We start from the raw sequence: 25,210 nt of genomic DNA on the forward strand, positions 1-25,210 counted from the left end.
TCAACCCTTCCATACCGGGCGCGCCGCGGGCCGCGGCAGACCCAGGTGCGAGCGCAGCGTGCCGCCCTCGTACTCCGTACGGAACGCGCCGCGCTCCTGCAGCAGCGGTACGACCCGGTCCACGAACTCGTCCAGGCCGCCGGGGGTGAGATGCGGTACGAGGATGAAGCCGTCGGCCGCGTCCTGGGTCACGAAGGCGTCCATCTCGGCGGCGACCGTCTCCGGGGTGCCGATGAAGGACTGCCGGCCGGTCGCCTCGATGACGGTCTCGCGGAGGGAGAGCCCCTTGGCCTCGGAGAGCGCCCGCCAGCGGGCGGCAATCTCCTGGGGGTCACCGAGCCGGGTCCGCCCCTGGGTGAGCTTCGGTTCGGGCTCGGGGTCGAAGTCGGGGAGCGGGCCGTCGGGGTCGAGGTGGGAGAGGTCGACGCCCCACACCTGTTCCGCGGTGAGCAGCGCGTTCTGCGGGGAGACCTGCTGGCGGCGGATGTGGTGGGCCTTCTCCTGGGCCTCGGCCGCGGTGTCGCCGAGCACGAAGGTGACGCCCGGCATGATCTTCAGCGAGTCGTGCGTCCTGCCGTGCGCGGCCAGCCGGCCCTTCACGTCGGCGTAAAAGGCGCGGCCCGCCTCCAGGGTGCCGTGCCGGGTGAAGATCACGTCGGCGGCGGAGGCGGCGAAGTCCCGGCCCGCCGGGGAGTCCCCGGCCTGGATGACGACGGGATGGCCCTGCGGGCTGCGCGGGACGGTGAACTCGCCCCGGATGTCGAAGTGCTGCCCGCTGTGCGCGAACGGCCGCGGCGTCCCGTCCTCGGACCAGGAGTCCCACAGCTCGCGTGCGGTGGCGACGAATTCGGCGGCGCGTGTGTACCGGTCCGCGTGGTCGAGGTAGCCGCCGCGCCGGAAATTCTCACCCGTGAACGCGTCGGAGGAGGTGACCACGTTCCAGGCGGCCCGGCCCTCACTGAGGTGGTCCAGCGTGGCCAGCCGCCGGGCGAGTTCGTAGGGCTCGTTGAAGGTGGCGTTGACGGTGGCGGCCAGGCCCAGCCGTTCGGTGACCGCGGCCAGCGCGTTCAGTACGGTCAGCGACTCGGGCCTGCCCACCACGTCCAGGTCGTGGATGCGGCCCTTGTGCTCGCGCAGCCGCAGCCCCTCGGCGAGGAAGAAGAAGTCGAAGCGGCCGCGTTCGGCGGTCCGGGCCAGGTGCACGAAGGAGGAGAAGTCGATCTGGGATTGGGACCTGGGGTCCTGCCAGACGGTTGTGTTGTTCACACCCGGGAAGTGGGCCGCCAGGTGGAGCTGCTTGCGTGAGGTGGACTTGCGTGAGGTCGTCTTGCGTGCGGTGGTCTTGCGTGCGGTCGTCATCAGGATGCCTCTCCGGTGCGGACGGCATAACGGCTGGCCGGGCGCTCCAGCCCCAGGTGGTCGCGGAGGGTGGCGCCCGGGTAGGAGCGGCGCAGCAGGCCGCGCCGGCGGAGTACGGGGACCGTGCCCTCGACGAGGTGGGCGAGGTCGCGTTCGGGGTCGGCGGGCCGGAGGTGGAAGCCGTCGGCCGCTTCGGTGGTGTGCCAGTCGGTGAGCAGCTCGGCGAGGCCGGCCGCGTCCCCCGGCGCCGGCAGCTCGACCGGCAGCGAGGCGAGCACCCGCAGCCGGTCGGGGTCCCGGCCCAACTCCTCGGCTCGCGCGCGCAGTTCGGCGCGGATCGTGGCCGCGGTATCAGGGTCCTCGGCGCCGATCAGCGCGACGTCGGCGCGGGCCGCCGCGGTCTCGCGGGCCGCCTCCTCGGTGGCGTCGACGACGATGACGGGCCGGCCCTGCGGGGGCCTGGGGACGATGGAGGGACCGCGTACGGAGAAGGGTTCGCCGGTGGAGGAGGTGCCGCGGAAGTCGACGTAGTGCAGCTTGCCGCGGTCGATGAACCGGCCGGTCGCGGCGTCCCGGATCTCCGCACCGTCCTCCCAGCTGTCCCAGAGCCGCCCCGCCACGTCGGCCACGTCGGCGGCCTCCCGCCACAGCGCGTCGGCGGGTGCCGCGGGGCGGCGGCCGAAGAGGGCCGCCTCGGCCGGGGTACGGGAGACGTCGGCCCGCCAGCCGGCCCGGCCGCCGCTGACCCAGTCCAGGGTCTGCACGGCGGTGGCGACGTGGAACGGCTCGGTGTGGGTGGTGGTCACCGTCGGGACCAGCCCGATGTGTTCCGTGTGCGGCGCGACCCGGGCCAGTACGGCGAGGGCGTCCGGGCCCGGCCGGGCGAAGGTGTCGCCGAGCGTGACGAAGTCGAAGGCGGCGCGCTCGGCGAGCCGGGCAAGGCGTACGTAGTGCGCGGCGTCGAACGGGCCCGGCGTGTCAGGGGCGTCGAGCGCGACGGCGAGGTGCGGCAGCCGCTGAGGTGCGGACATGGGGGTACTCCTTCTCTGCGTACTCTCGGTGCCGGTCACTCCGCGGTCCTGGGGAGCCCGCGCGGGTTGATCTCCGACTTCGGCACGGCCTCGTTCTCCAGGCCCCAGCGCTTGAGGACCTTCCGGTACGAGCCGTTGTCGATGACGTGCTGGAGGGCCGCGGCGTACGCCTTGACCAGGCCGCTGCCCTTCTTCGTGGTGGCCGCGATCTTGCCCTGGACGCCCTGGCCCGCGCCGGAGAAGGTGCCGATGACCTCGGTCTTCCCGGTGGTCGCCGCGTGGTAGGCGGAGGTCGGGTTGGGCCCGAAGTAGGCGTCGATCCGGCCCGACTGGAGGGCGAGGTAGTAGTCGGAGGGGTTCTTGTAGTACTTGATGTCGACGGGTGCGCGGCCCGCCTTCTTGTTCTCCTCGCTCCAGTCGACCAGGATCTTCTCCTGGTTGGTGCCGGAGTCGACGGCGATGCGCTTGCCCGCCACGTCCTTCGCGCCACGGACCTTCCAGCCGCTGCCCTTGGCGGCTTCGAGGGCCAGCTCGTCCTTCCGGTACGTGGCGAAGTCGTACTTGTCCTTGCGCTCCTCGGTGACGGTGACGTTGGAGAAGACGCCGTCGAGCTTGCCGCTGTCCAGGCCGACGAAGAGGTTCTCCCAGGACAGCGGCTGGATGTGCGGCGTGAGGCCGAGGGTGTCGGCGACCAGCGTGGCGATGTCCCGCTCGACGCCGATGAGGGTGCGGTCGTCGGTGGCGTAGAAGGTCAGCGGCGGCGCGCTGCCCGTGCTCTGGCCGAGGTTGAGGGTGCCGCGCTCCCGTATGCGGGCGGGCACCAGCGCGGCGATCTTCGGGTCCTTCTTCGCGTGGATGCGGTGCTGATCGGGGCCGGTGTTGACCTTGAGGGCCTTGCTGTCCGCGGCACCCCCGGCGTCCGGGATCTCGGCCCTGCCGCTTCCGCAGGCGGTGAGCAGGAGAGAGCCGGCGGCCAGGGCGAGGGCGGCGGTCAGGGCGTGGCGGTTCACGTTCATACCTTTCGTACCGTAAGAGTTCTTGTGGTGACGCAGCATCAGATGACCTTGGAGAGGAAGGACTTGGTGCGCTCGTGGCGGGGCGCGTCGAGGACCTGGGAGGGCGGGCCCTGCTCGACGATGCGGCCCTCGTCCATGAAGACGACGGTGTCGGCGACCTCGCGGGCGAAGCCGATCTCATGGGTGACGACGATCATCGTGGTGCCCTGGTGGGCGAGGTCCTTGATGACGTCGAGGACCTCGCCGACCAGCTCCGGGTCGAGCGCGGAGGTCGGCTCGTCGAAGAGCAGCAGCTTGGGCTCCAGGGCGAGGGCGCGGGCGATGGCCACCCGCTGCTGCTGACCGCCGGAGAGCTGCCGCGGGTAGGCGTCGGCCTTCTCCGCGAGGCCCACCCGCGCCAGCAGGCGGCGGGCGGTCCCGGCCGCCTCCGCCTTGGACCGCTTCAGCGCGGAGACCGGTGCCTCGGTGATGTTCTCCAGCACGGTGAGGTGCGGGAAGAGATGGAAGTTCTGGAAGACGAAGCCGATGCCGGTGCGCTGCTTGAGGATCTCCCGTTCGCGCAGCTCGTACAGCTTGTCCCCGGACCTCCGGTAACCGACCAGCGAACCGTCCACGCTGACCTGGCCGCCGTCCACCTTCTCCAGGTGGTTGATGGTGCGCAGCAGCGTGGACTTGCCGGAGCCGGAGGGGCCGAGGACGACGGTGACCTCGCCGGTGCGGACCGTCAGGTCGATGCCGCGGAGCACCTCCACCGGCCCGAAGTTCTTGGTCACGGCCTTGATCTCGACCATGGGAGTGGTTGCGGTCCCCGCGCTCATCGCGTGGCCCCCTTCGCGAAGTGTCGTTCGATGTAGTGCTGGAGTACGGAGAGCGCGCCGGTGAGGAGCACGTACCAGACGGTGGCGACCATCAGCAGCGGGACGACCCGGCCGTTGCGCCCGTAGATGACCTGGGCCTGGTAGAAGAGTTCGCCGATCGCCATGACGGAGACGATCGAGGTGCCCTTGAAGAGGGAGATGACCTCGTTGGCGGCGTTGGGCAGGATGGCGCGCATGGCCTGCGGCAGGACGATCCGGCGGAGCTGCCGCAGCCGCGGGATGCCGAGGGCCGCCGCGGCCTGCGTCTGGCCGCTGTCCACGGCCAGGACGCCGCCGCGCACGATCTCCGCGGCGTACGCGGCCTGGTGCAGCGCGAGGCCGAGGACGGCCGCGCTCATCGCGCCGACCAGCCCCGCCGTGTCGAAGGAGACGAAGCCGGGGCCGAACGGGATGCCGATGTCGAGCCGCTTGTAGAGGTAGGCGAGGTTGAACCAGAACAGCAGCTGGACGATGAGCGGGACGGCGCGGAAGATCCAGATGTAGCCGACGGACACCGCGCGCAGGAAGGGGCTGTCGGAGAGCCGCATGAAGGCGAGGACCAGGCCGAGTAGGAAGCCGAGGGCCGTGCCGTAGACGGTGAGCTGGAGGGTGGTGCCCACGGCGCGCAGGATGGTGCCCGCGGTGAAGTACTGCGCGAAGACCGGCCACTCCCAGCCGGGGTTGGTGACCAGCCCGTGGGCGAACTGGGCGAGGAGGACGGCGGTGAGCGCACTGGCGATCCAGCGTCCGGGGTGGCGGACGGGGACGATCTTCAGGGCGGCCTCCGGCGCGTCCGCGGGCGCGCGTGCGGGGGTCTTGCTCAGCGGCGGGTCACTGGTCAGCGGCATGGGAGTCCTTGGTGGTGCGGGTGGCGAGGAAGGCGAGCGGGGTGCGCGCCGTGGCGTCGTTCTGGCGGAAGGCGGGGGCGTTGGTACCGGGGCGGGTGAAGGCCCCGGAGGCGCGGGCGTCGGTGTACGGACCGAGCGCGAAGCGGCGCGGATGGGCCCGGCCGCCGCGGTCCAGGACCCGGCCGTCCGCGGCGTCGACGCGCAGCAGTCCGTCGGGCGTGGTGGCGGCACCATCGGTGTACAGGCCGCGCAGCAGCGCGTCCCGGCTGTGCGCGACGGAGGGTTCGGGGAGCCGGGCCTCGACGAGCGCGCGGGCGGTGATCTCGGCGCCGGGCAGGCTCGCGCTGCTCGCCCGGAAGCGGCCGTGCTCGGCGTCGGCGGTGACCGAGACGTGGGCGCCGAGGAACTTCACGACCCCGGCCCGGGAGAGCGCGAGCAGCTGCCGCAGCCGGGGCCCGGGCGGCCCGGAGGCGAGGTAGCTGAAGAAGCCGTGCCACCACGGGCCGCGGTCGCCGATCCGGGTCAGCTGGCCGTAGACGGACAGCAGCGCGAGGAAGACGGCCTGGTCGGGGCTGTACGCGGGGTCGTGGCGGCGGTCCAGGTCGGCCTGGATGTACCCGCGCAGGCCGTCCTGGAGCGCCGCCTCGTCCGGGAAGCGCACACCGTCCAGCGGGTGGTCGAGCGCTTCGAGGTCGAGGCGGTCGGCGGGATCGGGCACGGAGGCGGCGACCAGGGCCTGGAGTTCTGGGCTACCGGTTTCGACGGCCGCGTACTTCTCCTCGAAGTCGGTCCAGTGGACCGCCGTGCGCTCGGGGTGGGCGGTGAACAGCCGGTGGTAGTGGGCGAAGCCCAGCTCCTTGGCGATCAGCGGCCATACGTCCCGGGTGAAGTCGGCACCACCGGGCCGGGCCAGCAGCGCGTCGACCTCCGCGGCCCCGAAGAACCGGGGCAGCGGCGGCCGTTCGCCCGTCCAGCCGTATCCGATCTTGGAGTGGTACGGCACGCCGCGCCGCGACCCGACGTGCAGCACCGGCTCCTCGCCCGAGGGCAGATACGCGAGCTCCCCGTCGGGCCGGGTCAGGTAGCGGCCGCCGCGGCCCTCGGTGAGCAGGATCATCAGGTCGACGAAGGCCAGACCCATGCCCCGCACCAGTACCGGTTCGCCGGCGCGCAGCCCGGACAGGTCGCTGTCCGCGGTGAAGTCCGGCGGCAGGTACGTGAGGCCGTGCTCGGCGGCGAAGGCGGCCAGCGCCCGCTGCTCGGGCGGCGGTTCGGCGCCGAGGTGGCCGAGGGTGAGCACGACGAGGTCGGCGACGAGCGGAGTGGGGCGGCCCGCCAGCCAGACCTGCTGGCGGCCGTCGCGCGGGCCCGCGACCCGGACGGCGCGGTGCCGGTGCTCGTGCACGGTGACGCCGGGCGGCAGCTCCGCGACCGTGCGCGCGTACGCCCACTCCAGGTATCCGCTCTGCAGCCGGCGGCCGGCGAAGTCGCGCGGGCCGAGCGCGCCGGCCGCCTCCGCCAGTCCCGGTGCCACGTCGACGGCACCGTCCCTGACCTGCTGCGCCCAGTCGGCGAGCGTGGGCCCCGGGCGGACCGGCCCGGCCATCTCCACCGAGTCGTCGGTGAAGATCGTGACGTCCTCGGCGGTGGAGTTCATCCAGAGCAGCGGCGACTGGTCGTGCCGCCAGATGCGGCCGCCGCCGGGCGGGTGCGGGTCGACGAGGTGGATGTCCAGCTCGCGGCCGCCGTACAGCTCCGCGGCGTTGGCGGCGATCCGCTCCAGCAGTCCGGTCCCCCGCGGCCCGGCTCCCACGATCACCAGGGACGGCCTCATCGGGTGCGCTCCGCACCGCGCGCGTAGTGCCGCTCGACGTAGTACTGGCCGATGCTGAGCAGCGAGGTGATCAGTACGTACCAGAGGGTGGCGACCAGCAGCAGCGGGATGACCTGGTAGGTGCGGTGGTAGACCAACTGGACGGAGTACAGCAGGTCCTGGACGGCGATGACGCTGACGATCGAGGTGCCCTTGAGGGTGCCGATCAGCATGTTCCCGGCGGGCGGCACGATCGAGCGCATCGCCTGGGGCAGCACGATCCGCAGGCCGCGGCGCCACCGGCTCAGGCCGAGGGACTGCGCGGCCTCCAGCTGGCCGCGGTCGACGGAGAGGATGCCGCCGCGGACGACCTCGGCGGCGTAGGCGGCCTCGTGCAGGGTGAGGCCGATGAGGGCGACGGTGAGCGGCCCGAAGAGGTTCACGGTCCTGATGCCGAGGATGTGCGGGTACAGCGCGCCGATGTTGAACCAGAACAGCAGCTGCACCAGGATCGGCATGGACCGGAACAGCCAGACGTAGCCCCAGGCGACGCCTCGGAGCACCGGGTTGGCGGACAGCCGCATCGCGGCGAGCAGCGTGCCGAGCGCGAAGCCGAGCACCATCACCAGCGCGGTGAGCCAGAGCGTGAGGCCGAGGCCGCGCAGCACGGCGGTGGTGAGGAAGTAGCCGGCGACCACGTCCCACTGGAACGCGTCGTTGCGGACGACGGAGGTGGCGGCGAGCGCGAGCAGGGCCAGGACGAGGGCGGCCGCGGCCCATTGGCCGGTACGGCGGCGCGGGACGATGCGGGGCGCCCCGTCGGCGCCGGATCTCACGGGCGGCGGTGCCGGGGCAGGGGTGTCGAGGGTGCCGGAGGCCGGCTGTACGGAAGGCATGCGAAGGCTCCGTGGATGCAGAGATCGAACACGGGAGTTGACGCCTTCACACAGGCTCGAGAACCGGTCGCGCCCCTCAGCACGGCCGGTCCTCGAGGCTATGGCGTGGGTACCGCGCCCTGTCAACCCTGTCCATACTGTGAGAATCACATCTCAGGGGCAGTTGACGCGGAAACGGATGCCTGCTCCACTTGGCCGCATGTACTCATGGCAGCGGCTGGTCACCCGCGACCACATCGACTTCGGTCGAGTGTGGTCGTCGTCCTGTTGAGCTGACCCCCTGCCCGCCCGCCGCCTTCTCCGGCCGGGCCGTTTCGCGGTTCTGATCCGTCTTCCCTGATCCCGCCGCGCCTTCACACACTTTTCCGCGCCTCCCCTCGGCGCACCCTTCCCCCTTCCTTCCCCGCTGTTCTCCCCATTCCTTCGGCCTGCTCGAAGAAGGGCGCACCACAATGCGCTTCGGCGTCATGACATTGATCGACAACGTCCCGGACGCGCTGTCCGGGCGGCTTCTCCCGCCTCATCAACGCCTCCGTGAGGTCGTCGAACTGGCCGTGCTGGCCGAGGAGTTGGGCTACGACGCGATCGGCGTCGGGGAACGGCACGGACCGCCGTTCCTGTCCAGCTCCCCGGCCGCGGTGCTCGGCGCGATCGCCGCCCGCACCCACCGCATCCGCCTCTTCACCACCGTCACCGTCCTGTCCACCCTCGACCCGGTCCGGGTCGCCGAGGAGTACGCCACCGTCGACCAGCTCTCCGGCGGCCGCCTGGAGCTGATGACCGGCAAGGGCAACGCGCCCGAGCCGTGGCACCTGTTCGGCCGCGACCCGGCCGACCAGTACGCACTCCAGGAAGAGAACTACGAACTGCTGCGCCGGCTCTGGAGCGAGGAGAAGGTGACCTGGTCGGGGCGGTTCCGTCCACCCCTCGAGAACGCCACGACGCTCCCCCGCCCCTACCAGCAGCCGCCCACCATCTGGCACGGCAGCGCCACCAGCGAACGCTCGGCGGACCTCGCCGCCCTGTGGGGCGACCCGCTGTTCACCGCCAACGTCATCCAGCCCGTCGCGAACTACGCCCGGCTGATCGACCACTACCGGGAACGCTGGGCGGAGTACGGACACGACCCCTCGGCCGCGCTGGTCGGCGCGGGCGGCACGCTCTACGTCGCGCCCGACGACCGCCTCGCGCGCCGCGAGTTCGCGCCGTACTACGAAGCGGCGGTCGCGGCCCGGGACGTGCCCGGCAACAACACCCCCTTCCGCAGCCTCGCGGACGCCGCCGACCACGGGCCGGCCCTCGTCGGCTCGCCGGACCGGGTCATCGACAAGGTCCTCCAGCAGCACGCGGCGTACGGGCACGCGGTGCAGTTCTTCGGCGTGGAGAGCGCCGGGCTGCCGTTCGCCCGCAAGGCCGAGGTGCTGCGGCTGGCCGCCGAGCAGGTCCTGCCGGTCCTCCGCAAGGAAGCGCCGGATCCGCTCCCGTGGGACCGCCCGTGACCGCCCCGGCACCGCGTCCCGCGGCGCTGACGGTGCATCACACCGACGTGACCGACCCGCTGGCCCGCCCGCTGCTCGCCGAGCTGACGTACGAATACAGCACTCGCTACCAGAAACCCGTGGACCTGGACCGGGAGTACCCGCCGGAGGAATTCGCCCCGCCCGGCGGCGCGTTCCTGCTGCTCCTGGAGGACGGCCTGCCGGTGGCCGGAGGCGCGTACCGGCAGTACGACGCGCGCACCGCCGAGCTGAAACGCATCTGGACCCACTCGGCGCACCGGCGCCGGGGACTGGCCCGGCGCGTCCTGCACGCCCTGGAACGGGACGCCGCCGCGCGCGGCTACACCCGCCTCTACCTCACCACCGGCCCGCGCCAGCCCGAGGCCAAGGGCCTTTACCTCGCGGCCGGTTACCGCCCGCTCTTCGATGTGACCGCCGACCCGGAGTCGATCGGCCCGCTGCCCTTCGAGAAGTACCTGGAGATCACGAACCCATGAGCCCCAACGCCACCAGAGCCGTCGTCCTGCTCGCCGCCGCAGCCCTCGCCCTGACCTCCTGCGCCGCGCCGAAGGAGACGGCGAAGACGGCCGGCGCGGCCGAGGAGAAGATCCCCACCACCGATGTGGTCAAGGACGTCGGGAAGGACCCGGCCGCCGCGAAGCTGCTGCCGGAGGCCGTACGCGAGCGCGGCACCCTCTCCATCGCCTCCAGCGTCGGCGCGCCGCCCGGCGCGGCCTATCTGCCGGACGGGAAGACCGTGGCCGGCCAGGACATCGACTTCGCCGACGCCGCGGCGAAGGTCCTCGGGCTGCGCCTCAAGCGCGAGGAGGCGAGCTTTGAAGCGATCCTGCCCGCGCTCGGGAGCGGCAAGTACGACCTGGGGACCGGCAACTTCGGCGTCACCAAGGAGCGCCTCAAGACGGTCGACTTCGTCACGTACATCAACGACGGACAGGGCTTCGCGGTCCGCGACGACAGCCCGCTGAAGAAGGTCACCGACCTGACCCAGCTGTGCGGCCGGACGGTGGCGACCGGCGCCGGCACGACCTTCGAAGCGACACTGGAGGCGAACCGCCCGAAGTGCGCGGCGGCGGACAAGAAGCCGTACGAGGTCAAGACCTATGCCGACCAGGGCGCGCTGTGGATCTCCCTTCAGCAGGGCCGCAGCGATGTCGTCATGAGCACCATCAACGGGCTGCGCTACGCGGTACGGCAGCAGGAGGGACTGCGCTTCCTCAACGAGTACCAGCGTCTCGACGTGGGCTTCGCCTTCAAGAAGGGCAGCGACCTCACGCCCGCGTTCCGGGCCGCGGTGAACCGGCTTCAGAAGGACGGCACGTACGACCGCATCCTGAAGAAGTGGGGCACGAGCAGTTCGGCGATCGGCGCCTCCCGGATCAACCCGCCGGCGAAGGGATGACGGCCAGCGGCTGACCGGTCCACTCGCATATGCCTGGACCCCTCCTTACGGACCCATTCTTTCCGGTATGTTCCACTCTGTCCTGCCAGAGGGGGCCAAGGGAGCGCGCACCCCGTGTGACACCCTTCGCACAGTCAGTTCGCGGTCGTCGCCTTGAAGCTGACGCTGTGCCATCCTCATTGCACCAGATGTGTCACGAACCCCCCATGCGGCGGCTATCCACTTGGCACATCATCCGCGTCATGGCCGACCATAGAGGGGCGGACAGCACACCGCGGGAGAGAGGAGGCGTCCATGGGATCGGTGCGCAAGGCGAGTGCGTGGCTTGGCCTCGTCGACGACAACGATGACGAGCGTTACTACGACGACGACTACGCCGAGGGAGCCGAGTCCGAACAGACGGGCGGCAACTCCTGGGTGACCGACCCTCGCGTGCGGGTGGCCGACCAGGCCGCGCAGCAGCAGGGCACCCGGATCGCCACGATCACGCCGGACGGCTTCCGGGACGCCCGCGGGATCGGCGAGCTCTTCCGGTCCGGTGTGCCGGTCATCGTGAACCTCACGGCCATGGAGTCCACCGACGCCAAGCGCGTCGTCGACTTCGCCGCGGGGCTGACCTTCGGGCTGCGCGGCTCCATCGAGCGCGTGGCCACCCGGGTCTTCCTTCTCACCCCGCCCGACTACCGGATCGTGAGCGGCGGCGAGGCCACGGGCCGCGCCCGCCAGGGCGGGTTCTTCAACCAGAGTTAAGGCGCTCTTCTTGCGGACCGGGCGAATGCCGGTCCGCAAGAGGACGTCGCCCGCTCAGCCCCGGAAGGCGTCGAGCCCCGTCAGCGCCTTGCCCAGCACCAGCTGGTGCATCTCCACGGTGCCCTCGTAGGTGAGCACCGATTCCAGGTTCGTCGCGTGCCGCATGACGGGGTACTCCAGCGAGATCCCGTTCGCGCCCAGGATCGTGCGCGACGTACGGCAGATCTCGATCGCCTCCCGCACGTTGTTGAGCTTGCCGAAGCTGACCTGCTCCGGGCGGAGCTTCCCCGCGTCCAGCCGGCGCCCCAGGTGGTGCGCGAGCAGGACGCCCTTGTGCAGCTCGACCGCCATGTCCGCGAGCTTGCCCTGGGTGAGCTGGAAGCCGCCGATGGGCTTGCCGAACTGCTCGCGGGTCTTCGCATACTCCAGCGCCGCGTCGAAGCTGGCGCGGGCCGCGCCCATCGCGCCCCAGACGATGCCGTACCGGGCGTGGCTGAGGCAGCTGAGCGGGCCGCGCAGCCCGGTGACCTCGGGGAGCACCGCGTCGGCGGGCAGCCGTACGTCGTCCAGGACCAGCTCGCTGGTGACCGAGGCGCGCAGCGACCACTTGTGCTTGATCTCGGGGGCCGAGAAGCCGGGGGCGTCGGTGGGCACGACGAAGCCGCGCACGCCGTCCTCCGTCTGCGCCCAGACGACCGCGACGCCGGCCACCGAGCCATTGGTGATCCACATCTTGCGGCCGTTGAGGACCCAGTCGGAGCCGTCGCGCTTGGCGTGGGTACGCATGTTCGCCGGGTCGGAGCCGTGGTCGGGCTCGGTCAGGCCGAAGCAGCCGATGATCTCGCCGGCGGCCATCTTCGGCAGCCACTGCTGCTTCTGCTCCTCGGAGCCGAAGCGCCAGATCGCGTACATGGCGAGCGAGCCCTGTACGGAGACCAGCGAGCGGATGCCGGAGTCGGCGGCCTCCAGCTCCAGGCAGGCCAGGCCGTACTGGACGGCGGAGGCGCCCGCGCAGCCGTAGCCGGTGAGGGACATGCCGAGCGCGCCGATCGAGCCGAGCTCGCGGGCCAGCTCGCGGATGCCGGGCAGCTCGCCGTCCTCGTACCACTGGGCGATGTGCGGCAGCACGCGGTCGGCGGCCCACTGGCGGACCGTGTCGCGTACGGCGAGGTCCTCGTCGGTGAGCAGGTCGTCGATGCCCAGCGGGTCGGCCGGGTCGAAGGGCGGCAGGGTGGATGCGGACATGCGAGGTGCCTCCTGCGGCTGCGCGAAAAACTAGCAGTGGTAGTTATTGCTCACGGCAGACGTTACGACGCGCGCGGGCGCGCCACAAGAGGGCCCGCGAGGGGGCCCGCACAAGAAGGGAGGCGGCGCTCAGCGCCCGGAGGCCGCGGGCGCCGGCTCCGCGTCGTGGCCCGGGCCCGGCGCTTCGCCGTCGGTGCGCTCCGCCGCGTCGGCCACCTGCCGCGGCAGCCGCAGCGCGATCGCCGCGCCGACCAGCAGCAGTACCGCGCTGGCCACGAGCGTGACGTGCAGGCCGTGCACGAAGGAGGCGCGCGCCGCCTCGCGCAGCGCCTGCCGCGCGTGCGCGCCGAGGCCGCCGGCGACCTGGTACGCCTCGCCGAGCGAGTGCCCGGCCGCGCGGCTCGCGCGGTGCGGCACGCCGGCGACGCGGTGCAGGCCGGGCGCGTAGACGGCGTTCATGACGCTGCCGAGCACGGCCACGCCGATGCCCGCGCCGAGCTGGTAGGAGGTCTCGCCGATGGCCGCCGCGCCCCCGGACGCCTCGGCGGGCGCCTCGCTGAGCATCGACTCGTACGCGCCGAAGAGCGTGGACTGGAAGCCGAAGCCGAGCAGGACGAAGCCGGCGGACAGCTGCCAGGGGTGGTCGTGGGTGCCCATCGTGGTCAGGCACAGCACCGCGACGGCCGTGAGCACGAAGCCCGCCGAGACCATCACGCGCGGGCCGAGCGCCTGCAGCATCCGCGAGCCGGTGAGCCCGGCCGCCATCGCGGCGAAGACCAGCGGCAGCATCCGCAGCCCGGTCTCCAGGGGGCTCATGCCGAGCACGAGCTGGAGGTACTGCACGGCTATGAGCTGCAGTCCGACCAGGGCCAGCATCGCCAGCACGATGCAGCCCACGGACGTGCCGAAGGCCGGGCGGGCGAAGAGCCGCATGTCGATCAGCGGGTGCTCACGGCGTCGCTGCCGGTGCACGAAGAGGGCCAGCAGCAGGGCCCCGACCAGGATCGGACAGAGCGTCGTCCAGCCCACGACGTGCGCGCCGCTGCCGATCCGCTTCACGCCGAACACCAGACCGAGCACGCCCAGTGCCGCGATGACCGCGCCGAGGACGTCCCAGGGGCCGTTCCGCTCGCCCCGGGACTCCGGCAGCAGCCAGCGGCCGACCAGCAGCATCACGGCCATCATCGGGATGTTGATGAGGAAGACCGAGCCCCACCAGAAGTTCTCGACGAGGAAGCCGCCGAGCACCGGGCCGACGGCGGCGCCGACCGCGGCGACCGCGCTCCACACGCCGATGGCCACGGCCCGCTCGCGCCGGTCGGGGAAGACCTGGCGCAGGATCGACAGCGTCGCCGGCATGATCATCGCGCCGCCGACGCCCAGCAGGGCCCTGGCCACGATGAGGATCTGCGGATTGGGCGCCAGCGCGGCGCCCGCCGAGGCGATCGCGAAGAGTCCGTAACCGAAGAGCAGTATCCGGCGTCTGCCGACTCTGTCGCCGAGCGTCCCGAACAGGATCAGCAGGGACGCGGCGATGAGCGGATAGACGTCGACTATCCAGAGCAGTTCGACCGGACCCGGCCGAAGGTCTTCGGTGACGGCAGGCACCGCGACGTAGAGGATCGTCGTGTCGAGGGCGACGAACAGCAGGCTGACGCAGAGCACGATCAGCACGGTCCAGCGGTTCGCGCCGCCGCCGCGATGCCGGGTGACACCAGTCGTCCGCTTCTTGCCGGACGCGGTCGTCCCGGACATGTACGCACCTCCTGTCGAGCACTCGCAGCCGCGCACGACGGCACGACGAACACCCCGGGGGAACCGGCGGCACGGGCGAGTTGTGACGAAAGCCTACGCGAGTCGCCGGGCGGGACACATGGCTCACCTCACGATGAGATGCTCATCGCAAGGGCCGGGAGTTCTCATACCCACTGGACAGGGCACTGGCTACCATTCGCCGCCGACTCCTTCGGGGGACCCTTGCCCCCTCTGTCGCGGACCCTTCGTGAGGACTTCCGCACCCCCTGTCACGCCCCGGCGCACCTCCGGCGCCCGCCCCGATCCGGCCATCGTGCCGCCAGGACCCCCGCCCACCTGGATAATCGGATTGATGACCGATCTCGCTTTCTCCGCCACCGCGGGTCCGGCCGCGGCAGGCAGAGGCGCCGGGGCCGCGCTGCGCCGTGCCGTGCCCGCCCTGGCGGCGTACGCGGCCATCCGTCTCCTGGGCCTCACGGTGCTCGCCCTCTGGTCGGCGGCGGCCGGCAAGGACTGGCAGACGCTGCTCTCCGCCCGCTGGGACTCGCTCTGGTACACCCGCGTCGCCGAGCAGGGCTACGGCTACGCCGTCCAGCTGCCCGGCGGCGAGGTGCACTCCAATCTCGCCTTCTTCCCGCTGCTGCCGTGGCTGGAGCGGGCCGTCTCGGCGCTGCTGCCCCTGTCGGCGGCGAGCGCCGGGCTGCTGGTGAGCTGGGCCGCCTCGCTGGCCGCCGCGTGGGCGCTGTACGCCACGGGCGAGCGGCTGAACGGTCCGCGGGCCGGGGTGACGCTGGCCGCGCTGTGGGCGGCGGTCCCGATAGGCATCGTGCAGTCGATGGCGTACTCGGAGGCGCTCTTCACCGCGCTCGCGGCCTGGGCGCTGTACGCGGTGCTGACCGGCCGGTGGGTGTGGGCGGGCGTCCTGACGTCGCTGGCCGGGCTGACCCGGCCGGTGGGCGCCGCGGTCGTCGCGGCCGTGTGGGCCGCGGCGGCGCTCCAGCTGTGGCGCGAGCGGTCCCGTGACGGCCGGGTGTCCTGGCGCCGGCACGGCCGGCTGCTCGCCGGGATGGCGCTCGCCCCGCTCGGCTGGTGCGGCTTCTTCCTCTGGGTGGGCGCCCGCGAGGGCGGCCTCACCGGCTACCTCGACGTCCAGGCGGGCTGGAACAACGGCTTCGACGGCGGCCTCGCCTTCGCCGCCTTCACCTGGCGGCTGCTGACGGGCCCCGCGCTGCCCGCCGGGCTCGCGCTGGTGGCCGGGGTCGCCGTGGTGCTCTGGCTGTACGTGCTCGGCGTGCGGCAGGGGCGGCCGGTGCCGCTGCTGGTCTACGGCGGCCTGGTGCTGGGGCTCGCGCTGACCGCCAAGGGCTACTTCGGGTCCAAGCCGCGGCTGATGCTGCCGGCGTACCCGCTGCTGCTGCCGCCGGCCGCCGCGCTGGCCCGGTGGCGCCCCCGGTACGCCGCGGCCGTCCTCGGCGTCCTCGCGGCGGGCTCGGCGGTGTACGGCGCGATCTGGCTGAACGGCTCGGGCCCGCCCTGACCGCGGCCGGACCGGCGAACGCCCCGGGACCGGACCGGCGAACGCGCCATGAAGCTCCGGGAAATGCGCGATAAACGCGGCCGGGGAAATGCATTCAGCTTCTTGGCCGGGCCGCCACACGGATGCCCGGCGGGTGAAAGAGCGATTTAGTGAATTCTCTTGGCAGGGCCCTGGCGAATGGCTTGTTTGAGACGCATTCCACATCACATCGTCATTACAAAGCGGACGGTTTGACCAAGCGCCTACATCACACGCGGTAACGTCGATTGAGTGCGTACCGATGAGAAGCCCGACCAGAGGGAAGGGCACCCGAGCGAGCGCGCCCGGCCGTATATGACGCGAACACGCCACTGGCTGTTCGGCGGCACCGTGGCGGTCTATGCGGCGATCGTGCTCGGCGTGCTGACGACTTCCTGGCTGGTCACCCTCGACTGGCAGGTCATGCTGTTCAGGCCGTACAAGCAATGGCCGGACATCCACGCTTTCCTCGACTACTTCGTGGTGCTGGGCCAGCGCGGCCCCACCGCCGTCGCGGTGGCCGCGTGGCTGATCTGGCGCTGCTGGCGGCAGAAGAACCTCCACCCGCTGCTGGTGCTGGGCGTCGCCCTGCTGATGCTCAACGTCACCGTGGGTGCCGCGAAGATCGGCATGGGCCGGCTCGGGCCGCACTACGCGACCGCCATCGGGACCAATGAGATGTGGCTCGGCGGCGATATATTCCCGTCCGGACACACCGCGAACGCTGTGGTCACCTGGGGCGTGCTGTCGTATCTGGCCACCACCCCGCTGCGCCGCAGGATCCTTTCGGTGGTCGCCGCGCTCGGCGCGCTGGGCGTCGGCATGACCACTGTGTACCTCGGTACCCACTGGGTCAGCGACGTGCTGCTGGGCTGGGCGGCGGGGCTCCTGGTACTGCTCGCGCTCCCCTGGTGCGAGCCGGGCATGGCCTGGGCCGAGGCCCGGCTGATGGCGGCCCTGTGGGGGCTGCGGGACCGGCTGGGCGCGGCACGGCCGCTCCCGGTACCGGCGAGCCCGGCGGGCGTCACCGCCGGCGTCTCCCGCCAGCGGGCCGTCGCCGAGGACGGGGTCCTGGTCCGCGAGCCGGCGGTGGCCGGCGGCGGACGCCAGGGCCGGCCCTCGGACGCCTGGCCGCACCACCCCGCCCGCCCGCACACCACCCGCTCGGAGCGCACTCCGGTCACCCCCTCGGGCAGCCGAAGACCGCCGCACGCGGACCGTGCCCCGCGCACCGCACCGGTCACCACGACCGTCCGCGGCCGCTCGCAGGGCAGCTGACACCCAGACGTGCGGGGACGGTACGCACATCGCCCGCGCGGCACGGCCCCGGCGGCTCCGCTCAGGAGCCGGCCGGGGCCGTCGTAGTACCGGGGGGGAAACGCGGGCCGCTCAGCCCTTCCAGGACTTGCTCACGGTGCCGTCCCGCACCTCGAAGTTCAGCCGGCCCGCCAGGTACTCCATGGTGATGATCGCGCCGGGCGGCAGCGACCTGACGGTGCTCCAGCCGCGCGCGCGGGCCTGTTCCTCGGCCTGCTGCTGCCCCAGACCGACATAGGTCTCGGGGTTGTCGTCCGGCTCTTTCGGAAGGTTCGGTACTGGCGCCATGGCGCCACCGTATGCCTCCCCCGCGGTGCGCGGAAGGCCCTTCCTGACACATCAGAGTGTTCCCGGGGTACGGCATTGGTCACACTTCTGTCACAGCCCGCCGAGGCCGGTTTAACGCCACTTCCGTCACCCGAACGAGCAGCCCCGGTATCACTTCGGCAACGGAGAAAACCGGCCCGATTTCCCGCTGATCGGTTTCCGCGAACGCACCCGTACAACTCGCGTAGCAGCCCGGAAATCAATCGCCCGATGGCCTCGCATTCCCCTTACCCGATACGCAATATCGGGCGTCCCGTAATCTGCCGACGACACACACTCCGCTCACATTTCCCGCACATCCCGCGGCGGCCGAGAGCGGCCGACACCCCCTCGCGCGAAGGCCGTTGGGGCGCGCATCATGGGGCGAGCTCCAGTACGTCCTGCCGTCGGGGCGCGCCCTCGGTCACGCCCTGGTACGTCCTGTCGACGAACGAGGTGCGCGGATGGGAACAGTGGCACCGGAGGCGAGCGCCGGACCCGTCGCGGCCCGCCGCCCCGGCAAGGTCCTGGTGGACTGGCTGACGACGACGGACCACAAGAAGATCGGTCATCTCTACCTGATCACGTCGTTCGGCTTCTTCCTCTTCGGCGGGGTGCTGGCGCTGGTGATGCGCGCCGAGCTGGCCCGGCCCGGGCTGCAGCTGGTCACGAACGAGGAGTTCAACCAGGCGTTCACGCTGCACGGCACGATCATGCTGCTGCTCTTCGCCACCCCGGCGTTCGCGGGCTTCGCCAACGAGATCATGCCGCTGCAGATCGGCGCGCCCGACGTGGCGTTCCCCCGGCTGAACATGCTCTCGTACTGGTTCTTCCTCTTCGGCGGCCTGATCGTGGTGGGCTCGCTGCTCACCTCTTCCGGCGGCGCGTCCTTCGGCTGGACCGCGTACGCGCCACTGAACTCCATGGTCCGCTCGCCCGGCGTCGGGCACGACATGTGGATCATGGGCCTGGCGCTGTCGGGCTTCGGCACGATCCTGGGCGCGGTGAACTTCCTGACCACGATCATCGCGATGCGGGCGCCGGGCATGACGATGTTCCGGATGCCGGTCTTCACGTGGAACGTGCTCTTCACCTCGATCCTCGTCCTGGTCGCCTTCCCCGTGCTGGCCGCGTCGCTGCTGGTGCTGGAGGCGGACCGGCGGTTCGGGTCGGTGGTCTTCGAGGCGCAGTGGGGCGGGCCGCTGCTGTGGCAGCACCTCTTCTGGTTCTTCGGCCACCCGGAGGTCTACATCATCGCGCTGCCGTTCTTCGGCATCGTCACCGAGATCATCCCGGTCTTCTCCCGCAAGCCGATCTTCGGGTACATGATGCTGGTCGCGGCGACGATGGTGATCACCGCGCTGTCGCTGACGGTCTGGGCGCACCACATGTTCGCCACCGGGGCCGTGCTGCTGCCGTTCTTCTCGTTCATGTCGTTCCTGATCGCGGTGCCGACGGGCGTGAAGTTCTTCAACTGGATCGGCACGATGTGGCACGGCTCGCTGTCCTTCGAGACGCCGATGCTGTGGTCGGTCGGCTTCCTGGTGAGCTTCCTGTTCGGCGGGCTGACCGGGGTGATCCTGGCGTCGCCGCCACTGGACTTCCACGTCACCGACACCTACTTCGTGGTGGCCCACTTCCACTACGTCGTCTTCGGCACGGTGGTCTTCGCGACCTTCGCGGGCTTCTACTTCTGGTGGCCCAAGTTCACCGGCAAGCTGCTCGACGAGCGGCTGGGGAAGATCCACTTCTGGACGCTCTTCGTCGGCTTCCACACCACCTTCCTCGTCCAGCACTGGCTGGCCGTGGAGGGGATGCCGCGCCGGTACGCCGACTACCTCGCGGCCGACGGCTTCACGGCGCTCAACACCGTCTCCTCGATCGGCGCCTTCCTGCTGGGCGCCTCCACCCTGCCGTTCCTCTACAACGTCTGGAAGACGGCCAAGTACGCGCCGAAGACGGACCTGGACGACCCGTGGGGGTACGGCCGCTCCCTGGAGTGGGCCACCTCCTCGCCCCCGCCGCGCCACAACTTCCTCACCATGCCGAAGATCCGCTCCGAGTCCCCGGCCTTCGACCTGCACCACCCGGCGACAGCGCTCAGCGAACTGACCGAGGAGGACGCGCGGCTCAGGCCGACGCCCGGGACAAACGGTCCCTGATCTCCCGTATGTGCTCCAGGAGTTCGGGCGGCTCACGGACCTCGAAGTCGAAGCCGGTCATCATCAGGAACACGACCAGCGCGTCCGGGTTCGCCGCGCCGGCCCGCAGCAGGCAGGTATGGGCGTCCACCGCCTCCAGCGTCCCGGCCATCGGCGAGACGCGCTGCGCGGCCTCCTCCAGCGGCGCGTGCAGCAGGACCGTCGCGGACACCGCGTACACGGCTCGGGAGACGCCCTCGGAGACATAGGCCGCCAGGTCCTCGGCGGGCGGCGTGCGGGGCGCCACGCGCGGCCCGTGCGGCGGGGTGGGGGTGATCCGGTCGGCGCGGAAGGTGCGCCAGTCCCCGCGTCCGGTGTCCCAGGCGACGAGGTACCAGCGGCGCTGGGCGCTGACCAGGCGGTGCGGCTCGACGGTGCGGCGGCTGACCGTGCCGTCGTGCGCGGCGTACTCGAAGCGCAGCTGCTGACTGTCCCGGCAGGCGGCGGCCAGCTCGGTGAGCACGGCGGCGTCCACGCGGGGCCCCGCGCCGCTCACCAGGGGGACGGTGAAGGTGTTCAGGGTGGAGACGCGGCGCCGCAGCCGGGCCGGGAGCACCTGCTCCAGCTTGGCCAGCGCGCGGACGGAGGTCTCCTCGATGCCCGCGACGCCGCCGGCGGCCGCGGTGCGCAGCCCGATCGCGACCGCCACGGCCTCCTCGTCGTCGAGCAGCAGCGGCGGGAGCTCGGCACCGGCACCCAGTTGATAGCCCCCGGCGGTGCCGGGGGCCGAGTGCACGGGATAGCCGAGCTCCCGCAGCCGTTCGATGTCACGCCGTACGGTGCGCGGCGTCACGCCCAGCCGGTCGGCCAGGTCGGCACCGGACCATTCACGGTGGGCCTGCAGCAGTGAGAGCAGGCGGAGCAGGCGTGCCGAGGTCTCCAACATGTGCTGGATTCTGGCAGCTCTTGCGGACAGCCATGGTCCGCAACGGCGGCTCCGCCCGCGCCGCCGTCATCGGTTCATGCGCGCCGCTACCAGCGGTACCAGCGCGCCCGGCCGCCTCCTGTGCCGGTGGAACGGAACAGGAAGCCCAGCAGCCATACGACGAGCACCGCCACCGCGATCCACCACAACGCCTTGAGCGCGAAGCCGGCACCGAAGAGGATCAGCGCGAGCAGCAGGACCAACAGGACAGGAACCATGATGTGCACCTCCGGAATCCGGGTGCCCCTTTTGTCGCGGGTCAATCCGGGGTCCGTGAGGCCGGGGGACGCGGGGCGTCCCCCGGTGGCTCAGGAGAAGTCCTGCGGCCCCACGACCTTCACCGACAGGTCGTTGTCGACGGTGAAGTACGGGCCGACGCGGACCTGTGCGCCGGGCGCCGCGATCGGCATCGCCGGGTAGGTGAAGATCTGCTTCTTGTCCGGTACGTCGTCCAGGATGCGGGAGAGGCGCACCGGCTCGGCGGCCTGGCCGGTCCGCACCCACAGGTCCCACCGCTCGGTGCCGGCCCGCCACCGCTCGGCCAGCGGGCCGTGCGGCAGGACGAAGGCGAAGTCCGGCCCGTCGCCGTGCAGCGGGATCGTGACCGTGTGCCCGTCCTGCCGGGCACGTGCCTCGGCGGCGGCGCCGGGCTCCAGCGCGGCGCCGTAGAGCCGCCCCTGGACGGTGATGCCGTCGGGCGCCACGGTGATCTCGCCGGACTCCGCGTGCGGGCCGCGCAGCCAGCTGCGCAGCGCGAGATTGCCGTACTTGGTGGCGTACGGGATCCGGACGCCGAGCCGGCCGATGGCGGCCAGCGGGCGCCGGTCGACCAGCGACCGCAGGTCGTTGACGCCGGGCAGCAGGCGCTGCGGGTCACCGGCATCGCCGAGGTCGGCGTAGACGTTCCACCGGCCCTCGGCCAGCGCGACCGTACTGGGCAGCACGGCCCGCAGCCGGCCCCCGCCGTTCGGTCCGAGCGGCAGCCGGATCTCGTCGGCCGGGGCCTCGCCGCCACGCAGCCGGAGCACCAGTGCCGCGTTCCAGACCGTGCCGGTCTCCTCGCCGGTCCGGTCGGGAACGGCGATGTCGAAGGTCAGGCCGCCCGCGGAGTCCGCGATGCAGTCGGCGTGCAGGGCGGTGCGTGCCGCCGGCCGGGTGCCGGAACCGGCGCCGGTGGCGGGCAGTTGCATCGACGCGCTCATGCCGTCCGCACTCCTCTCAGTGCGGCGTGCGCCGCGTCCTTGGTGGCGTAGGCGCCGCTCAACAGAGCTCCTCTGGTGCGGTGGACCGTGGCGCGCAGCGCGCCGCGCCCGCCGCCGGAGATCAGGTCGCCGAAGAGCGATTCGTACCGTCCCGCGATCCGACCGGGATCGAAGCGGGCGGAGGACACCAGGGCGGCCCGACCCATCCGCTGCCGGCGCTCGTCGTCGTTGATGAGCTCCAGCAGCGCCGCGGCGACGGCGTCCTTCTTGCCGACCGGGACCAGCCGGCCGTCGACGCCGTCATCGATGATCTCGCCGGGACCGTGCGGGCAGTCGGTGGAGACCACCGGCAGCCCGCACCGCATCGCCTCCACAATCGTCATCCCGAACGACTCCAGGCTGGAAGTCACGGCCGCGATGGAGCCCTTGGCCCACTCCGGGTCCAGCGGGTGCGCCGGGCCCATCAGATAAACGTGGTTGTACAGCCCCAGCTCGTCGATCAGCTCGCGCAGGGCCGCTTTTTCGACACCGCCGCCATAGATCCGCAGCCGCCAGTCGGGGCGCTGTTCGACGACCGTCGCGAAGGCCCGGATCAGCAGGTCGTACCGTTTCCCCTTGGCCAGCCGACCGGCGGCGACGACCCATTTGCCGGTGCCGTCGGCGGGCCGGATACCGGGCTCGGGCACGCTGTTGGGCACCGCTTCGATGCGTACGCCGGGCAGCCGCAGCCGCTTGCGGTAGGACCGGGCGTCCGCCTCGGTCACCGTGGTCAGCGCGTCCAGCCGCGGGTAGACCCCGCGCAACTGCCGGACCAGCGCCCTGCCGTGCGTATCGAGGGTGAGGTGTTCCTGCCCGACGCGCACCACGCCGCGCCGGGCCTGGCGGGCGATGTGGACGTTGAGTCCGGGCCGGGTCCCCACCACGACGTCGGCCTCCAGTGACCGCAGATGGGCCGCGATCCGCCGGTCGGTGAGCTCGCTGTACTGCCGGAAGCGGCCCTCGGACGACGGGAAGACCCGGGCCTCACGGAGGAAGGCGGGGTCCTCCCCGTCGTAGTCGGGGCTGTCCTTGCGGAGGTCCACCAGATGCCGCAGCCTGACCCGCGCTCCGGGCTCGAAGACCGGCACATCACGGTGGCGGAAGACAGACACGATCTCGACGTCGTGCTGCTCCGACAGCGTGCGGGCGAGGTTGTACGTCGTCCGGATCGTGCCGCCGATGCCGTATGCGTTGTGAATCAGGAATGAGATATGCATCCGTCCCCGTATCCCATGGTTTTCGCGCGAACGTGGCCTGCCGTCCGCCTACCAAACGGTTAGACCGCCGTGGGAGGTTTCGGGTTGGGTCCTTTCGCTATTTTGTTCCGGAAACGTGAGCAAATCGGTAGCCGGAATCCGGAACTCCGAGCGACTGATTCGCATCAGGGGGTGAGAAGGGGGCCCGGCGCGGAGCCCGGACCGCCCGCCGCGGGTACCCCCGCCCGCAGCCCGTAACGCTGCGCGCAGGCCGGCCAGGCACCCCAGCCCTGCTCGTCCAGCACCCGCTCGGCCACCTTGATCTGCTCCTCGCGGGTGGCCAGGTCCGGTCGCGGCGCGAAGGCCAGTCCGCCCGCCGCCTCCCACGTCGACTGGGTGAACTGCAGCCCGCCGTACATGCCGTTGCCGGTCCGGGCGTGCCAGTCGCCGCCGCTCTCGCACTGGGCCAGGCAGCCCCACGGCCAGTCGTCGCGGGAGCAGTTCGCCGTGCCGAGGACGGTCCGCGTCACCGTGCTCAGCGCTCCCGTCAGCGCGCCCGCGGACCGGGTCTCCCGGTCGGCCGCCGCGCCCGCCCCCGCGCTCCCCGCCAGCAGGGCCGCCAGTACCGCGAGCGTGAGCGCGGGCCTGCGGGCGGAACGGACAACGGTGCGCGCGCGGCGCTCCGTACGGGGCGGCCGCATACGGGCCGCCGCACCAAGACGGGGGAAGAACTCCGACAGTTCGAGCACCGCCGCAGGCTAGCGGCGGTCCGCCGGACCGGCCGCGCGGCACGCGCCCGAAGACCCGTGCCCCACCCGGTCGGGTGACCGGGCGGGGCACGCCGCCACTGCGGCGCCGCGGGAACGGGGGACGCGCGGACCGTGGCGGCCGGGGATCAGACCGTGAGGTGCTGGCCGGGCCGGATCATGTGCGGGTCGCCGCCGATGACGGACTTGTTGGCGGCGTACACCTTCTTCCAGGACACGCCCTTGGCCGCGGCGATGGAGCCGAGCGTGTCACCGCTGCGCACGGTGTACTTGCCGCCGTGGCCGCCCCGGGAGCTGCGGTCGGCGTGGCTGCTGCTGCGCACCGCGCGGTTCTCGGACTTCCGGGACGCCGAGACCTCGCCGCCGACGGCCGGCGCGCCGCCGGAGGCGTTCGCCCGGACCGAGCAGACCGGCCAGGCACCCCACCCCTGGGCCTGCTGCACCTTGGTCGCGACCGCGATCTGCGCGTCGCGGCCCGCCTGGTGCGCGCTCGGCGCGTACTTGTGGCCGCCGAACGCCCGCCAGGTGGAGGCGGAGAACTGCAGTCCGCCGTAGTAGCCGTTGCCGGTGCTGATGTGCCAGTTCCCCCCGCTTTCGCAGGCGGCGATGCGGTCCCAGACCCCGCCGTCCGCGGCGCGCGCCTCGGAGGCGGTGGCGGCCAGCAGTGCGAGCGGTGCGACCAGCGCCGCCCCGGCCAGGGCAGCGGTTTCACGACGCATGAAGCCCTTCGGAAAAGGCATGGATTTCCCTCTCGGAGAACCCGGGTCCTCCCCCGGGCGGCGCGCCGCCGGGCGTTGTCCCGCCCGTCCGCCGTGCCGCCCCGCCCGCCGCGGGTCCTGCGCCGCGCCGCGCCGCGCGTCTCGTGGGGCGCGGCGCCGCGCTGGTCCGTACTGCCGTGCTGCCGTGCTGCCGGTCATGGACGGCGGGCGTCCCCGGGCGGTGCTCGGTGCACACGGCCGCTGAATGTAGGAACCCCAGGGGCCCGGCATCAACCAATCCACTGTCGCGGCAGGCCAGTCGTGCGTTACTAAAGGTACCGACGAGTTCCGGTCACCCCCTACATTCCGGGATATCGGGATTTGTCGGCCCGATGATCTCCCGTCCTGTGAGCCACCTCACCCCAATCCGAAACGTGGCTCGCACACGCGGTGGCGGGGAGTGACGGCTTCCGCGGCGACGTTCACGGTGTGCGCCGATCGGTTCGATTCCGTTC

Annotated in this window: 23 protein-coding genes; 7 read left to right on the forward strand and 16 right to left on the reverse strand. The window is 71.8% G+C overall.

What is annotated here, in order from left to right; genetic code table 11:
• From ACIGXO_RS28885 to ACIGXO_RS28915, 7 genes are read right to left on the reverse strand one after another with little or no spacing between them, the layout of a single operon-like run.
• Window positions 1-1,359, reverse strand: coding sequence for an NtaA/DmoA family FMN-dependent monooxygenase (locus tag ACIGXO_RS28885; protein WP_399792607.1), 1,359 nt, complete (start codon window positions 1,357-1,359; stop codon window positions 1-3).
• Window positions 1,359-2,390, reverse strand: a complete 1,032-nt coding sequence (locus tag ACIGXO_RS28890) for an LLM class flavin-dependent oxidoreductase (RefSeq protein ID WP_399792609.1) — start codon at window positions 2,388-2,390, stop codon at window positions 1,359-1,361. The genes ACIGXO_RS28885 and ACIGXO_RS28890 overlap by 1 nt, the downstream gene beginning before the upstream one ends.
• A gap of 35 nt (window positions 2,391-2,425) precedes the next feature.
• On the reverse strand, window positions 2,426-3,406 hold the full coding sequence (locus tag ACIGXO_RS28895; protein ID WP_399792611.1) for an ABC transporter substrate-binding protein: 981 nt from the start codon (window positions 3,404-3,406) through the stop codon (window positions 2,426-2,428).
• A gap of 38 nt (window positions 3,407-3,444) precedes the next feature.
• The gene (locus ACIGXO_RS28900; protein WP_399792613.1) at window positions 3,445-4,224 is read right to left on the reverse strand and encodes an amino acid ABC transporter ATP-binding protein; all 780 of its coding nucleotides are present in this window, start codon (window positions 4,222-4,224) and stop codon (window positions 3,445-3,447) included.
• Complete coding sequence (locus ACIGXO_RS28905; RefSeq protein WP_399792616.1) at window positions 4,221-5,111, reverse strand: amino acid ABC transporter permease; 891 nt, start codon at window positions 5,109-5,111, stop codon at window positions 4,221-4,223. The genes ACIGXO_RS28900 and ACIGXO_RS28905 overlap by 4 nt, the downstream gene beginning before the upstream one ends.
• The gene (locus ACIGXO_RS28910; protein ID WP_399792618.1) at window positions 5,095-6,945 is read right to left on the reverse strand and encodes an FAD/NAD(P)-binding protein; all 1,851 of its coding nucleotides are present in this window, start codon (window positions 6,943-6,945) and stop codon (window positions 5,095-5,097) included. The genes ACIGXO_RS28905 and ACIGXO_RS28910 overlap by 17 nt, the downstream gene beginning before the upstream one ends.
• Window positions 6,942-7,820 carry an amino acid ABC transporter permease gene (locus ACIGXO_RS28915; protein WP_399792620.1) on the reverse strand — a complete coding sequence of 293 codons (879 nt, stop codon included), beginning with the start codon at window positions 7,818-7,820 and terminating at the stop codon, window positions 6,942-6,944. Before ACIGXO_RS28915 ends, ACIGXO_RS28910 begins: the two co-directional genes overlap by 4 nt.
• Window positions 7,821-8,272: 452 nt before the next feature.
• Between ACIGXO_RS28915 and ACIGXO_RS28920 the strand changes: the two genes are divergently transcribed.
• The 4 genes from ACIGXO_RS28920 (at window position 8,273) to ACIGXO_RS28935 (ending at window position 11,489) form a co-directional block, all read left to right on the forward strand.
• A complete protein-coding gene (locus ACIGXO_RS28920) occupies window positions 8,273-9,319 on the forward strand; it encodes an LLM class flavin-dependent oxidoreductase (RefSeq protein WP_399792621.1) in 1,047 nt (348 codons plus the stop codon).
• Window positions 9,316-9,816: a GNAT family N-acetyltransferase gene (locus tag ACIGXO_RS28925; protein ID WP_399792623.1), complete on the forward strand. Its 501-nt coding sequence runs from the start codon at window positions 9,316-9,318 to the stop codon at window positions 9,814-9,816. Before ACIGXO_RS28920 ends, ACIGXO_RS28925 begins: the two co-directional genes overlap by 4 nt.
• Window positions 9,813-10,739 (forward strand): ABC transporter substrate-binding protein, encoded by a 927-nt coding sequence (locus ACIGXO_RS28930; protein ID WP_399792625.1) that lies wholly within the window; start codon window positions 9,813-9,815, stop codon window positions 10,737-10,739. The genes ACIGXO_RS28925 and ACIGXO_RS28930 overlap by 4 nt, the downstream gene beginning before the upstream one ends.
• Before the next feature lie 294 nt (window positions 10,740-11,033).
• Window positions 11,034-11,489 (forward strand): cell division protein SepF, encoded by a 456-nt coding sequence (locus ACIGXO_RS28935; RefSeq protein WP_399792627.1) that lies wholly within the window; start codon window positions 11,034-11,036, stop codon window positions 11,487-11,489.
• 54 nt (window positions 11,490-11,543) lie between these two features.
• On the opposite strand, the gene ACIGXO_RS28940 is transcribed toward ACIGXO_RS28935, so the two are convergent.
• The gene (locus ACIGXO_RS28940; protein WP_030266835.1) at window positions 11,544-12,734 is read right to left on the reverse strand and encodes an acyl-CoA dehydrogenase family protein; all 1,191 of its coding nucleotides are present in this window, start codon (window positions 12,732-12,734) and stop codon (window positions 11,544-11,546) included.
• A gap of 129 nt (window positions 12,735-12,863) precedes the next feature.
• Entirely contained in the window at window positions 12,864-14,489 is a 1,626-nt protein-coding gene (locus ACIGXO_RS28945) for an MFS transporter (protein ID WP_399792629.1), read from the reverse strand.
• Window positions 14,490-14,841: 352 nt separating this feature from the next.
• On the opposite strand from ACIGXO_RS28945, the gene ACIGXO_RS28950 reads away from it, so the two are divergent.
• Both ACIGXO_RS28950 and ACIGXO_RS28955 read left to right on the forward strand, forming a co-directional pair.
• A complete protein-coding gene (locus ACIGXO_RS28950) occupies window positions 14,842-16,026 on the forward strand; it encodes a hypothetical protein (RefSeq protein WP_399792630.1) in 1,185 nt (394 codons plus the stop codon).
• 270 nt (window positions 16,027-16,296) lie between these two features.
• Entirely contained in the window at window positions 16,297-17,322 is a 1,026-nt protein-coding gene (locus tag ACIGXO_RS28955) for a phosphatase PAP2 family protein (RefSeq protein WP_399792632.1), read from the forward strand.
• 111 nt (window positions 17,323-17,433) lie between these two features.
• On the opposite strand, the gene ACIGXO_RS28960 is transcribed toward ACIGXO_RS28955, so the two are convergent.
• Entirely contained in the window at window positions 17,434-17,649 is a 216-nt protein-coding gene (locus tag ACIGXO_RS28960) for an I78 family peptidase inhibitor (RefSeq protein WP_399792633.1), read from the reverse strand.
• Between the two features lie 482 nt (window positions 17,650-18,131).
• Between ACIGXO_RS28960 and ctaD the strand changes: the two genes are divergently transcribed.
• A complete protein-coding gene (ctaD, locus tag ACIGXO_RS28965; RefSeq protein WP_399792635.1) occupies window positions 18,132-19,829 on the forward strand; it encodes a cytochrome c oxidase subunit I in 1,698 nt (565 codons plus the stop codon).
• On the opposite strand, the gene ACIGXO_RS28970 is transcribed toward ctaD, so the two are convergent.
• The 6 genes from ACIGXO_RS28970 to ACIGXO_RS28995 form a co-directional block, all read right to left on the reverse strand.
• On the reverse strand, window positions 19,798-20,754 hold the full coding sequence (locus ACIGXO_RS28970) for a helix-turn-helix transcriptional regulator (protein WP_399792637.1): 957 nt from the start codon (window positions 20,752-20,754) through the stop codon (window positions 19,798-19,800). The two genes, ctaD and ACIGXO_RS28970, sit on opposite strands and share 32 nt — an antisense overlap.
• Window positions 20,755-20,840: 86 nt before the next feature.
• Window positions 20,841-21,011: a hypothetical protein gene (locus ACIGXO_RS28975; RefSeq protein WP_030624574.1), complete on the reverse strand. Its 171-nt coding sequence runs from the start codon at window positions 21,009-21,011 to the stop codon at window positions 20,841-20,843.
• Between the two features lie 90 nt (window positions 21,012-21,101).
• Window positions 21,102-21,995, reverse strand: coding sequence for a hypothetical protein (locus ACIGXO_RS28980; RefSeq protein WP_399792639.1), 894 nt, complete (start codon window positions 21,993-21,995; stop codon window positions 21,102-21,104).
• Window positions 21,992-23,251, reverse strand: a complete 1,260-nt coding sequence (locus tag ACIGXO_RS28985) for a glycosyltransferase family 4 protein (protein WP_399792641.1) — start codon at window positions 23,249-23,251, stop codon at window positions 21,992-21,994. Before ACIGXO_RS28985 ends, ACIGXO_RS28980 begins: the two co-directional genes overlap by 4 nt.
• Window positions 23,252-23,415: 164 nt before the next feature.
• On the reverse strand, window positions 23,416-23,979 hold the full coding sequence (locus ACIGXO_RS28990) for a transglycosylase family protein (protein WP_399792643.1): 564 nt from the start codon (window positions 23,977-23,979) through the stop codon (window positions 23,416-23,418).
• A 146-nt stretch (window positions 23,980-24,125) separates the two neighbouring features.
• A complete protein-coding gene (locus ACIGXO_RS28995; protein ID WP_399792645.1) occupies window positions 24,126-24,737 on the reverse strand; it encodes a transglycosylase family protein in 612 nt (203 codons plus the stop codon).
• Window positions 24,738-25,210 lie beyond the last annotated feature (473 nt).

This window comes from Streptomyces sp. NPDC053542 (assembly GCF_044544685.1).
Lineage (GTDB): Bacteria > Actinomycetota > Actinomycetes > Streptomycetales > Streptomycetaceae > Streptomyces.